The sequence below is a fragment of the Streptomyces sp. NBC_01478 genome (assembly GCF_036227225.1).
In the GTDB taxonomy this organism is placed as follows: Bacteria; Actinomycetota; Actinomycetes; order Streptomycetales; family Streptomycetaceae; genus Streptomyces.
In genome coordinates, this window is the sequence record NZ_CP109444.1 from 4157286 (window position 1) to 4169574 (window position 12289).

The following is a 12289-nucleotide window of genomic DNA, read 5'->3' on the forward strand; positions in this document are numbered from 1 at the left end:
ATCGTGGTCGCCACGCCACGTACAGTGCCCCCGGACCCACTTCGGGGGCATTGCTGTATCCCCGTCGCTGTTATCCCCCGTCGCCGTATCCCCGTCTACGCGCGGTGTCCCGCCCCTGGGGCAGAGTCGCCGGGGCGTGTCCGGCGGAGCGGGTAGCAGGCAATCGGCGGTGCCCGATTCGCGCCGACGGCGGACAGCCGACGGCAACACCGCAGATCGCCATGACGTGCCCCGCGCCCACGGCATGATCCGCCGGGTCAACAACCCTGCCAGGCGATACCCCTAGCCCTGCTGACCCCGTGATCGGGCCGCCCGGGCGATCGCGACGACCGCCTTCTCCAACGCGTACTCCGGATCGTCCCCCCCGCCCTTCACTCCCGCGTCCGCCTCGGCCACCGCCCGCAGCGCGACGGAGACCGCGTCCGGTGTCCATCCCCGCATCTGCTGCCGTACCCGGTCGATCTTCCACGGCGGCATCCCCAGCTCACGCGCCAGATCCGCCGGCCGTCCCCCACGCGCGGACGACAGCTTCCCGATCGCCCGCACCCCCTGCGCCAACGCACTGGTGATCAACACCGGCGCCACCCCGGTGGACAACGACCACCGCAACGCCTCCAGCGCCTCCGCCGCCCGCCCCTCCACGGCCCGGTCCGCGACCGTGAAGCTCGACGCCTCGGCCCGCCCGGTGTAGTACCGCCCGACGATCGCCTCGTCGATGGTCCCCTCGATGTCGCTGACCAACTGGGTGACCGCGGACGCCAACTCCCGCAGATCACTGCCGATCGAGTCGACCAGCGCCTGGCAGGCCTCCGGCGTGGCCGATCTCCCGGTCGCCCGGAACTCACCCCGCACGAAGGCCAACCGGTCCGCCGGCTTCGTCATCTTCGGGCAGGCCACCTCCCGCGCCCCCGCCTTGCGCGCGGCATCGAGCAGCCCCTTGCCCTTGACCCCACCCGCGTGCAACAGCACCAGGGTGATCTCCTCGGCGGGCGCACCGAGATACGCCTTCACATCCTTGATCGTGTCCGCGGACAGATCCTGCGCATTGCGTACGACCACGACCTTGCGCTCCGCGAAGAGCGACGGGCTGGTCAACTCGGCGAGTGTGCCGGGCTGCAGTTGGTCCGAAGTCAGGTCACGTACGTCCGTGTCGGCGTCGGAGGCCCGAGCAGCGGCCACCACCTCCCGCACGGCACGGTCGAGCAGGAGGTCCTCCTGGCCCACGGCAAGCGTCACCGGGGCGAGAGGGTCGTCATTCGCAGTCTTCCTGGCCATCTCGTAAAGCATCGCACGCGCCACTGACAACGCGTCCCGCGTGCAGGGGGTGGGTGGGGGGGCGAGAGGAGGCTCCGGGTTCGAGGGGGGCCGGGTGGGAGGGTGCTCTGGGCGGGCAGGCCGGGTGGGCGGGGTTTGAGGGCGCTCTGGCCTGGCGGGCCGGGCGGACGGGAAGGGACCGGCGGGCGAGGACCGGGCAAAAGGGGACCGGGCGGGAAGGGACCGGACAGGAGGGGTCCGGTACTGGAGGGGACCGGTACTGGATTCGGGGCCGTTACGGCTCCTCGCGCCAGCCGTCCCACTCCCCCGCGAACGCGTCCAGCTCCGCGGGGTCGAGCCGCCCGTGCTCGTCCCGCAGAACGAGCAGCCACTGCGCGTCCTCGGCGTCGTCCTCACCGGCCAGCGCGTCCCGTACCAACCGCGGTTCCTCGTCCAGCGCGAACCGCTCCCCGAGCACCTCCGCCGCCTCCTGAGCCGCGTCGCGATCGGGCAGCACCAGCACATGTCTCACATCGCTCACGGAGACATTTTCCGGTACGGCCGCGGCCTCGCGCGAATCCGCCCAGGGCCTACGCGGACCTGTACGGGCTCATGCGGGCTCACGCACCGCGGGCACCACCCCCAACTCGATCCCGAACCGCTCCCGGTACACCGTCAACACCTCCTCGTCCGTGGCCAGTTCACGTACCTCCCGCGTCCCGTCCGCCCCCGTCACCGTCAGAACGCGGCCGCTGAGCGTGACCCTCCCTCCGTCGTCCGTGAGCCGTGAGCAGACCAGTGACCGGGTGAAGTGCGAGGCGGGCGAGGTGCTGTGCCACCACGCTCCGACCACGAAGTCACCGAGCGCCCGGGGCCGCGTCTCCAGCCGGTACTCGGGCCTTCCGTTCCGGACCACGTCCACGTCCAGGTCCACGTCCACGTCCCCGGCTCCGGCTCCGGCTGTATCCGGTCCCGACGCGGCAACCCTGAACGTGCCGCCGGGGTCCTCCTGTTCGCCCCGCTCCTCGAAGGCCAGCGGATAGTGACTGTGCGTCCCGAACCCCACGTCGGCCAGCCACACTCCCCCGTCCACCGTCCGCACCCGCAGCGCGAGATGGTCGTACGGAATCCCCGGCCGCCCCTCGTCCCCGTACACCCGCGCCGCGAGCAGTGCGACATCGAAACCCAGCGCGGTGAGCAACGCGCCGAACAGTCCGTTCAGTTCGTAGCAGAACCCGCCCCTGCCCGCGCCCACCACCTTGTCCAGCAGCCGGTCCTCCTCCAGCACGATCTCCTCTCCCAGATGGATCGACAGATTCTCGAAGGGCACGGTCTGCAGATGGCGCAGATGCAACTCACGCAGGACATCGACGGTGGGCGACGCCGGGTGCTGGACTCCCAGCCGGCGGAGATAGGCGTCAACCTGTGCGGGATTCATGCCCTCAGTCTCGCGCCACCCACAGCTCACCGGCCCCATCCGTGCCCGGGGCCGTTGCCCCTCTCATTCCCGGGTCACCCGAAGCCCGCCGCCCTCACCTCCCACCGCCAGCGCCCCGTCCACGTCCGTCCGCAGGACCACCACGCCCATGGCCCGCAGCGCCGCGACCGTGCTGGGGGCCGGGTGTCCATACACGTTGTTCTCACCACAGGAGATCAGCGCCAGCCGTGGGGCCACTCTGCGTATCAGGTCCGGATCTTGGTAGGCCGACCCATGATGGGCGACCTTGAGCACGTCCACGCCTCCCAGCAGCGCCGCCGCCGGTGACCTCAACAGCTCCTGCTGGGCCGGGGGTTCGAGGTCACCGAGCAGCAGCAGGCGCAGGCCGGCCGTCCGTACCAGCAGTGCGACGCTGGCGTCGTTCGGCCCGTCCGGGTCCGGTGCCGGACGCGGTGGGGGCCACAGCACCTGCCAGGAGAGCGGACCGCTGCGTCGCTGGTCCCCGGCTACGGCCCGGGTGATCGGGATGTGCCGTTCCGCCGCCGCCCTCCTCACGAACTCGGCCTGGTCCGCGGGCTCTTCAAAGGACGTCGTCTCGATGGCTCCCACCGAACGGCCTCGCAGCACCCCGGGCAGTCCCGCCACATGGTCGGCGTGAAAGTGGGTGAGCACGACGAGCGGGATCCTGGTGATGCCCAGTGTGCGCAGACACTGGTCGACCAGCTTCGGATCCGGCCCGGCGTCCACGACCACGCCGGTGCCCTTGCCCGCCGCGAGCACCGTCGCGTCGCCCTGCCCGACATCGCACATCGCGAACCGCCAGCCCGGCGGCGGCCATCCCGTGATCACCCGGGTCAGCGGCGCCGGCTCCACCACGATCAGCAGCAGAAGCAGCCCGCAGAGACCGCACAGCCAGGGGTGCTTCAACAGCCGCCGCCCGACCAGCACGAGGGCCGCGACCGCGAGGGCGAGCAGCAGTGCCCCGGTCCAACTGCCCGGCCAGTCCACTCCCCCACCGGGCAGCGCCGCGCCGCTCCGGGCCACGTCCGCGATCCATCCGGTGGGCCAACTCGCGCCCCAGGCAAGGACCTTGGCCACCGGCATCGCCACCGGCGCCGCGGCCAGCGCCGCGAAGCCCAGTACCGTGGCCGGCGCGACGGCGATCTCCGCGAGCAGATTGCACGGCACCGCCACCAGACTCACCCGCGCCGACAGCACGGCCACCACCGGCGCGCACAAGGCCTGCGCGGCAGCGGCGGCGGCCAGCGCCTCGGCCAGCCGTGGCGGAACCCGGTGCCGACACAGCGTCTCGCTCCAGCGCGGCGCGAGCGTGAGCAGGGCACCGGTGGCCAGCACGGAGAGCAGGAAGCCGTAACTGCGGGCCAGCCACGGGTCGTAGAGCACCAGCAGCAGTACGGCCGTCGCCAGGGCCGGGATCAGTGATCTGCGGCGGCCGGTCGCCAGGGCGAGCAGCGCGACGGCACCGCAGGCCGCGGCCCGCAGCACGCTCGGGTCGGGCCGGCACACGACGACGAACCCGAGCGTGAGGACCCCGCCGAGCAGTGCGGTCGCCCGGAGGGAGATGCCCAGGCTCGGTGCCAGGCCCCGGCGTTCGATGTGCTGGGCGAGGCCGGGGGGTCCGATGAGGAGGGCAAGCAGGATGGTGAGGTTGCTTCCGGAGACGGCGAGGGTGTGCGCGAGGTCCGTCTCCTTGAAGGCCTCGTCCAACTCGGGTGTGATCCGCGCGGTGTCCCCGACGACCAGCCCCGGCAGCAACGCCCGCGCGTCACCCGGCAACCCGTCGGTGGCCTCACGCAACCCGGCCCGCAAGCGCCCCGCGAACCGCTGTGCTCCGGACGGCCCCTCCACCACCTCCGGCACCGGCTGGTTCCGTACCCGCAGCACGGCCGCGACCCGGTCTCCGCTCGTCAGCGAGGGCACCAACCGCGCGGTCACCTTCACCCGCGTGGACGGGAGCAGCCCGAGCCAGGGCGACCTCTCCGGCCCACCGCCGGAACCCCGCGCACTGCCCGCCCCTCCCCCTCGTCCTCCCCCTCTCCCTCCCTTGGTGGACGAGCCCGGGTCGACGATCAGCAGCACCGGCGCCCGCGTCTCCACGACCGTGCCGTCCGTCTCTTCGACCCGCCGTACCTCGGCGTCGATCAGCACGGAGACCGGTGCCGCGTGATCCCCGCTGACCCGGGGCCGGGTCAACCGTGGATCGGAACCGATCTCCACCTCCGCGGTCGCGGTCGCGTACTCCCGCGCCAGTTCGGGCACCGGCCCACGGCGCAGGTCCGCCCCGTGCAGCCCGGCGGAGGCGGCGGCCGCGGCGATCGAGAGGAACAGGGCCGCGATCGAGACACGGGGCCATGCGGCCTGCCGCCATGACGCTGCGGGGCGAAGTCCGTCCGGTGAGAGGCCAGGGTCCAACCGTGGCGAGGTACGGCTGCGTCCTGTCCTGTCCCGCCGTCGCGTCATCAGCAGCAGTACGAGCGCCACTGTCAGCGTCCCGACGGAGACCCCTGTGACCCAGGCCGGCGACGCGTCCAGCGCCAGTGCAGCCGTCGCCCAGGCCGCGAGTGCGGGCGGTACGAGTCGTAGGTCCGTCGGCCCTTCCTGTTGGGGGTGTGCGGTACCCCGCCGGTTCCCGGAGGCGGCGTGCACGTTGCGGCGGGCCGGTGAGGCGGCGGATACGGCTCGGTGGCTGGAGGAGGAGCCGTCGTCCGGTGCCGCGCGGCGGGGAATCGCGGGCTCGGTCGGATCGTCGTGGAGTTGGGGCGTGACCGCACCAGATCCCTGAGTCATGGCTGCACCAGGCCCCGGGGTAATGGCTGCACCAGGCCCCGGGGTCATGGCAGCACCAGATCCCGAAGATCGGCGAAGCGGCGGTCGCCGATGCCGTTGACCTGGCGCAGTTCGTCCACCGAGCGGAAACCGCCGTGCTGGGTGCGGTAGTCGATGATGTGCTGGGCCAGCACCGGTCCCACGCCGGGCAGGGTGTTGAGCTGATCCGCGGTGGCCGTGTTGAGGGAGACCGGAGCCGTCGGAGCAGCTCCCGCAGTGGAGCCCGCCGCCCCCGTGGTATTCGCGCCTCCCGCACCAGGCACCGCCGCAGGGGCCGGACCGCCGACGACGATCTGCTCCCCGTCCACGAGGAACCGAGCGCGGTTGAGCCCATCAGTACTGGTGCCTGGACGCACCCCACCCGCCGCGCGCAACGCATCGGTCACCCGCGAACCGGCGGGAAGCCGATGAACCCCGGGCTCCCGGACCTTGCCGCTGACGTCCACGACGATCTCGGTGCCGACCGCACTCGAACCACCCCGCGCTCCGGCCGACGAGGCGCGCGACCCGGTCTCTTTGCCCGCAGCCGCTCCCCCGCTGCCGCTGTCCCTGCCTCCGACCTCATCGCCTTCTCCATAGGGGGATGCCGCTCCCACCACCTCCGGGGCGCGTACGGGCTGAGTCCGGCCCACCCAGAAGTGCTGCACGGCGAGGACCGCGGCCACCGCGAGCAGTACACCGAGCGCGACCACGTTCCGCCGCTCCAGCCCACACCGCGTCTGCACCCACACCGGCATCCGCTCCCGCAGAGCCGACCCGACCCGCGACGGCCAGGCCCCCGCCGGACGATCCCGTACGACGTCTACGTCTACCCCTGTCTCTGCCTCTCCGGTGCCGCTGAAGTCTCCGGAGTCTCCGGCCACGCCGACCGCTCCGGCATACAAGAAGGCATCAGGCTCCAGAGCAACACCCACCGGCGACTCGACCCGGACCGCCCGCTGCCTAGACCCCAACCCCGGACCAGACCCCTGCTCCGGCTCCGGCCCCGGCTCGGTCCAAGGCCCAGCATCAACCGGCGCCGGAAAGCGAAGCCCCGCCGCCCTGACCACGGGCGAGACAGGACGCCCCCCGGCATCAGTAACGAACGAATCCGAGGGCGGCCCCAAGCCTCCGGCCCCCGGCGAACGAAGATTCCCCACGGTCTGCGTCACGGCCGGAACAGGGCACCCCCCGGCTTCAGCCATCGACGGAGGAGCACTTCGCCTCCCCTCCCCCACCGACGGAGGGGAACCCCACACGACCTCATCCACAGGCAGAGCAGGACACCCCAAGTCCTCAGCCACAGGCAGAGCAGAAGACCTCAAATCCTCAGCCACAGACGGAATCGAGCGCCCCAGGACGTCACCCGTCGGCAGAAGAGAACCCACCACGGCATCACCCGCCGCCGAAGTCAGACGCCCCGCCCCCTCCACCACCGGCGCGCGAAAGCCCTCACCTCCGCCCCGGCCGTCCCCTGTACCGCCGCCGTCCTCACCCGGCGGTGCATTCCCCAACTCCCCGCGCTCCCCGCCGCGTTCGCCGAAGAGCAGTTCCGCCCGGCGCCGAAGTTCCTCCGCCGAAGCCTGGCGATGTGCCCGCCCCCGTGTCGGCTGGCGGCGATGCCGGGTTCGGCCGTCGGAGGAGGGGGCGCGGCCCGGGCCGCTGGTCGCAGTCGCTGTGTGTGAGCGTGATCGAAGTGCCATGCGCCGAGGATCGGACATTCCGCGACTTCGCGATGATCTTGGTCAATTCCCGGGGACGACCGCCCAGTTGTGGATAACTCCGTCACCCACACGAGCGTCCCCCACACAGGGAACCGGCCACGGCACCAGTCCAGGACGCCCGTCCAAGGCGCCACCCCAGGGCGCCCAGCCCAAGGCATCAGCCCCCTGTCACCCCTGTCACCCTCGGCACCCCGTCACCGAGGCGAAACCACAGCCCCCAACAACCCGGGCCCGGTATGCGCCCCGATCACCGCCCCGACCTCACTCACATGCAGATCGGCCAGCCCCGGTACCCGCGCCCGCAGCCGGTCCGCGAGAGCCGACGCCCGCTCGGGCGCGGAGAGATGGTGGACTGCGATGTCGACCTGGGCGCTGCCCGCCCGGTCGGCCGCGAGTTCCTCAAGGCGGGCGATCGCCTTCGACGCCGTCCGTACCTTTTCCAGGAGTTCGATGCGCCCGCCCTCCAGTTGGAGCAGCGGCTTCACGGCGAGCGCTGAGCCCAACAAGGCCTGGGCCGCGCCGATCCGGCCGCCCCGGCGCAGATAGTCGAGGGTGTCGACGTAGAAGTAGGCGGAAGTGCCCGCGGCCCGTTTCTCCGCGGCCGTGACCGCCTCGTCCACCGTGCCGCCGGCCTCCGCTGTCTCGGCCGCGGCGAGTGCGCAGAAGCCGAGCGCCATCGCGACCATCCCGGTGTCCACCACCCGCACCGGCACCGGCGCCTCACGCGCGGCGACGACCGCCGCGTCGTAGGTGCCCGAGAGTTCGGCGGAGAGGTGGAGGGAGACGATGCCGGTGGCGCCGGACTCGGCGACCTTGCGGTAGGTCTCCGCGAAGAGCTCGGGGCTGGGGCGCGAGGTGGTGACCGGGCGTCGCTTCTGCAGGGCCTGGGCCAGGGAGCGGGTCGAGATCTCGGTGCCCTCTTCGAGTGCCCGGTCGCCGAGGACCACGGTCAGCGGCACCGCTGTGATGCCGTGGCGCTCCATCGTCAGCGGCGGCAGGTAGGCCGTTGAATCGGTGACGATCGCGACATGGCGGGACATGAGCTGGAGGTTACCTGCCGTAGCGGCCGGGCGGCAGCCCGACCCCTTTCACCTGGGCCGGAACCGGCCGGATCACACCATGCCGACGGACCGATCCGTGCCGCCCGATCAAGTCGTGCTCTCGGGACGGGGTTTCTTCTGCCAGGGGTAGGTGGGGCGCCGTCCCGGCGGGGTGATGGCGGACGGAGCCGGTTCCTCGGCGGCGGGGCGGGAGCGCGGGGGCTCCGGCCAGGTCTGGCGGCCCGTCGTGGCGTCGGCGGGCGGGGCGTCGGGCCACGGGGGCGGTGTGTGCTCCGACTTCGTCCAGTGCCGCAGGGCGCCCGCCTCCATGTCTATCTGGGCGCTCAGCGTGTCCAGGTCGTCCTGCGCGAAGCGGCCGGCGCGGTCCCGGGCCGCCCAGCGCAGTGAGTCCGCCGACTTCGTGATGCGCTCGGTGCGCTCGCGCAGGGCGGGCAGCCGCTCGGCGAGCGTCCTGCGGTCCGGCTCGGACTCCAGTCGCCTGAGTTCGCCGTCGAGTTCGCGGCCGTGCGCGCTGAGCCGCTCGAAGAGGCCCAGGGATTCCTTCAGGGACTCGTCCTCGGTCACGCCCGCGTGCAGCGCGTCCTGGGTCGCGCGCATCGATGTGCGCAGCGCGAGCCGGAGTTGGGCCACCTGTCCCTGCGGGCCGGGCTGGGCGAAGGACTTGGCGCGCAGGGTGTGGTCCTCGACCGAGCGCCGGGCCTGCGCGACCGTGCGGTCGACGCCTCTCTTGGCCGCGCCGATCGCCTTGACCGCCGCATAGCCGCCTACGACCACGAACAGCAGGAAGAGAAGGGCGAAGACTGCGATCACGGCTTCCAACGCTCCTCCACCGGCTCCGGGCGGCACACGCCGCGCCGCTCTTCAACGGTAAACGCAAAGGGCAGGCCCGGAGTTCCAAAAGAACCCCGAACCTGCCCGTAGGGGACTACCCGGAGGCGCTCCCCCCGACCCCGCCGAAGGGCTGCGCAGGAACCCCGGAGGGCTACGCCGGAACGATGTTCACCAGCTTCGGCGCCCGCACGATGACCTTGCGGATGCCCGCACCCTCCAGCGCGGCGACGACCTTCTCGTCGGCCAGCGCGACCTTCTCCAGCTCGGCGTCGGAGATCGTCGGCGAGACCTCCAGGCGCGCCTTGACCTTGCCCTTGATCTGCACGACGCAGGTCACGCTCTCGTCCACGACGTACGCCGGGTCGGCGACCGGGAAGTCCTGGTGGACCACCGTGTCCGTGCGGCCCAGCTTGCGCCACAGCTCCTCGGCGACGTGCGGGGCCAGCGGCGCGACCAGCAGCACCAGCGACTCGGCGACGGAACGCGGCACCGCTCCGCCCACCTTGGTCAGGTGGTTGTTCAGCTCGGTGATCTTGGCGATGGCCGTGTTGAAGCGCAGGCCCGCCAGGTCCTGGCGCACCCCGTCGATCGCCTTGTGCAGAGCACGCAGCGTCTGCTCGTCGGGCTCGGTGTCGACGACCGTGACCTCACCGGTCGCCTCGTCGACGACGTTGCGCCACAGCCGCTGCAGCAGCCGGTACTGGCCCACCACCGCGCGCGTGTCCCACGGCCGGGACACGTCCAGGGGACCCATGGCCATCTCGTACAGGCGCAGCGTGTCGGCGCCGTACTCGTCGCAGATCTCGTCCGGAGTGACCGCGTTCTTCAGGGACTTGCCCATCTTGCCCAGCAGTCGGGAGACCTTCTCGCCCTGGTAGAAGTAGGCGCCGTCGCGCTCCTCCACCTCGGCGGCCGGCACCGGGAAGCCGCGGCTGTCCCGGTAGACGTAGGCCTGGATCATGCCCTGGTTGAACAGCTTGTGGAACGGTTCCGGGGACGAGATGTGCCCCAGGTCGAACAGCACCTTGGACCAGAAACGGGCGTACAGCAGGTGCAGTACGGCGTGCTCGGCGCCGCCGACGTACAGGTCGACGCCGCCGTGCGGCATGCCCGCGCGGGGGCCCATCCAGTACTGCTCGATGGCCGGGTCGACCAGCTTCTGGTCGTTGTGCGGGTCCAGGTAGCGCAGTTCGTACCAGCAGGAACCGGCCCAGTTCGGCATGGTGTTGGTCTCGCGGCGGTACTTCTGGGGGCCGCGGCCGTCGCCCAGGTCCAGGGTGACGGCGACCCAGTCCTCGTTGCGGGACAGGGGCGTCTCCGGGGACGTGTTCGCGTCGTCCGGGTCGAAGGTGCGCGGCGAGTAGTCCTCGACCTCCGGCAGTTCCAGGGGCAGCATCGACTCGGGCAGCGAGTGCGCGATGCCGTCCTCGTCGTAGACGATCGGGAAGGGCTCGCCCCAGTAGCGCTGGCGGCTGAACAGCCAGTCGCGCAGGCGGAAGTTGACGGTGCCCTCGCCGATGCCCTCGCGGGCCAGCCACTCCGTGATGCGGGCCTTGGCCTCGGCGACGGGCAGGCCGTCCAGGGAGATGTCGTCGTTCGAGGAGTTGATGATCTTCGCGTCGTACGACCCGAAGGCGTTCTCCCATGTCGACGTGTCCGTGCCGCGGCCGTCGGTCGGCTCGACGATGCAGGTGATCGGCAGCTCGAAGGCGCGCGCGAAGTCGAAGTCGCGCTGGTCGCCCGCCGGGACGGCCATGATCGCGCCGGTGCCGTAGCCCATCAGTACGTAGTCGGCGATGAAGACGGGGATCCGCTCGCCGTTGACCGGGTTGGTCGCGAACGCGCCGGTGAAGACACCGGTCTTGTCCTTGGCCTCGGCCTGCCGTTCCACGTCGGACTTGGTGCCGGCCTGCGCGCGGTACGCGGCGACCGCCTCCACCGGGGTGGCATGACCGCCGGTCCACACGTCGTGCGTGCCCTCGGGCCAGGCGGCCGGCGTGAACTTGTCGACCAGCGGGTGCTCGGGCGCCAGCACCATGTAGCTCGCGCCGAACAGGGTGTCGGGGCGGGTGGTGAAAACCGTGATGTGCTCGCCGTCGACGGGGAAGTCGACGCGGGCGCCCTCGGAGCGGCCGATCCAGTTGCGCTGCTGCAGCTTGATGGCCTCGGGCCAGTCCAGCTCCTCCAGGTCCGCCAGCAGCCGGTCGGCGTAGGCGGTGATCCGCATGTTCCACTGGCGCAGCTTGGCCTTGAAGACGGGGAAGTTGCCGCGCTCGGAGCGGCCGTCGGCGGTGACCTCCTCGTTGGCCAGGACGGTGCCCAGGCCGGGGCACCAGTTGACCGGCGCGTCGGAGGCGTACGCCAGGCGGAACTCGCCCAGGACGTCGGCACGTTCGGTGGCGGTCAGGTCCGGCCACGCGCGCGCGTGCCCCGGTACGGCACGCTCACCGGACTCGAACTGGGCGATCAGCTCGGCGATCGGGCGGGCCGTGTCGGCCTCGTCGTCGTACCAGGAGTTGAAGATCTGCAGGAAGATCCACTGGGTCCACTTGTAGTACTCCGGGTCGATCGTGGCGAACGACCGGCGCTTGTCGTGGCCCAGGCCCAGCGCGCGCAGTTGCGACTTCATGTTGCCGATGGCGGCGACGGTGGTGATCCGGGGGTGCTCGCCCGTCTGGACGGCGTGCTGCTCGGCCGGCAGGCCGAAGGCGTCGAAGCCCAGGGTGTGCAGCACGTTGTGGCCGGTCATCCGCTGGAAGCGGGCGAACACATCGGTGGCGATGTAGCCCAGGGGGTGGCCGACGTGCAGGCCCGTACCGGAGGGGTACGGGAACATGTCCATGATGAACTTCTTGGGGCGGGCGGCCAGTTCGGGGTCGCCGGCCAGGTCACCGGTCGGGTTCGGCGCCTCGTAGGTGCCCTCGGCGTCCCAGAAGTCCTGCCAGCGTGCCTCGATGTCCGCGGCCATGGCGGCCGTGTAGCGGTGCGGCGCGACCACCTCGGCGGCGGCAGCGGGGTTCGTCTCGCTCATGATCCTCAAAGCTCCATCGATCGTCTCTGCCAGCGGCTGCGTCGTTCAGGCTGCGACGTCCAGGTGTGACGTCCAGCAAATGAAAAATCCCCTCGCACAGGAGGGGACGCCGCGCCGATTCCGA

General features: G+C 71.5%; 8 protein-coding genes. All 8 read right to left on the reverse strand.

From position 1 onward, the window contains the following. Nucleotides 1-282: 282 nt before the first annotated feature. The 8 genes from holA to leuS all read right to left on the reverse strand — a co-directional run bounded on the left by holA (nt 283) and on the right by leuS (nt 12165). A complete protein-coding gene (gene holA, locus OG223_RS18640) occupies nt 283-1275 on the reverse strand; it encodes a DNA polymerase III subunit delta (protein ID WP_329249623.1) in 993 nt (330 codons plus the stop codon). Between the two features lie 274 nt (nt 1276-1549). Beyond that, nucleotides 1550-1795 carry a hypothetical protein gene (locus tag OG223_RS18645; protein ID WP_329249626.1) on the reverse strand — a complete coding sequence of 82 codons (246 nt, stop codon included), beginning with the start codon at nt 1793-1795 and terminating at the stop codon, nt 1550-1552. A gap of 69 nt (nt 1796-1864) precedes the next feature. Further along, on the reverse strand, nt 1865-2692 hold the full coding sequence (locus OG223_RS18650; RefSeq protein WP_329249630.1) for an arylamine N-acetyltransferase family protein: 828 nt from the start codon (nt 2690-2692) through the stop codon (nt 1865-1867). Between the two features lie 63 nt (nt 2693-2755). Then, entirely contained in the window at nt 2756-5500 is a 2745-nt protein-coding gene (locus tag OG223_RS18655) for a ComEC/Rec2 family competence protein (RefSeq protein ID WP_443073722.1), read from the reverse strand. 44 nt (nt 5501-5544) lie between these two features. After that, nucleotides 5545-6492, reverse strand: coding sequence for a ComEA family DNA-binding protein (locus OG223_RS18660; protein ID WP_329249633.1), 948 nt, complete (start codon nt 6490-6492; stop codon nt 5545-5547). A gap of 944 nt (nt 6493-7436) precedes the next feature. After that, entirely contained in the window at nt 7437-8282 is an 846-nt protein-coding gene (locus OG223_RS18665) for a DegV family protein (RefSeq protein WP_329249635.1), read from the reverse strand. Between the two features lie 108 nt (nt 8283-8390). Continuing rightward, a complete protein-coding gene (locus OG223_RS18670) occupies nt 8391-9122 on the reverse strand; it encodes a hypothetical protein (RefSeq protein ID WP_329249638.1) in 732 nt (243 codons plus the stop codon). Nucleotides 9123-9285: 163 nt separating this feature from the next. Beyond that, nucleotides 9286-12165, reverse strand: a complete 2880-nt coding sequence (leuS, locus tag OG223_RS18675; RefSeq protein ID WP_329249641.1) for a leucine--tRNA ligase — start codon at nt 12163-12165, stop codon at nt 9286-9288. Between the last annotated feature and the right edge of the window lie 124 nt (nt 12166-12289).

Coding starts and splice junctions, on each gene's coding strand:
- OG223_RS18650 (WP_329249630.1), bottom strand. CDS start 2,692: ATGAATCCCGCACAGGTTGACGCCTATCTCCGCCGGCTGGGAGTCCAG.
- OG223_RS18655 (WP_443073722.1), bottom strand. CDS start 5,500: ATGACTCAGGGATCTGGTGCGGTCACGCCCCAACTCCACGACGATCCG.
- holA (WP_329249623.1), bottom strand. CDS start 1,275: ATGGCCAGGAAGACTGCGAATGACGACCCTCTCGCCCCGGTGACGCTT.
- leuS (WP_329249641.1), bottom strand. CDS start 12,165: ATGAGCGAGACGAACCCCGCTGCCGCCGCCGAGGTGGTCGCGCCGCAC.
- OG223_RS18665 (WP_329249635.1), bottom strand. CDS start 8,282: ATGTCCCGCCATGTCGCGATCGTCACCGATTCAACGGCCTACCTGCCG.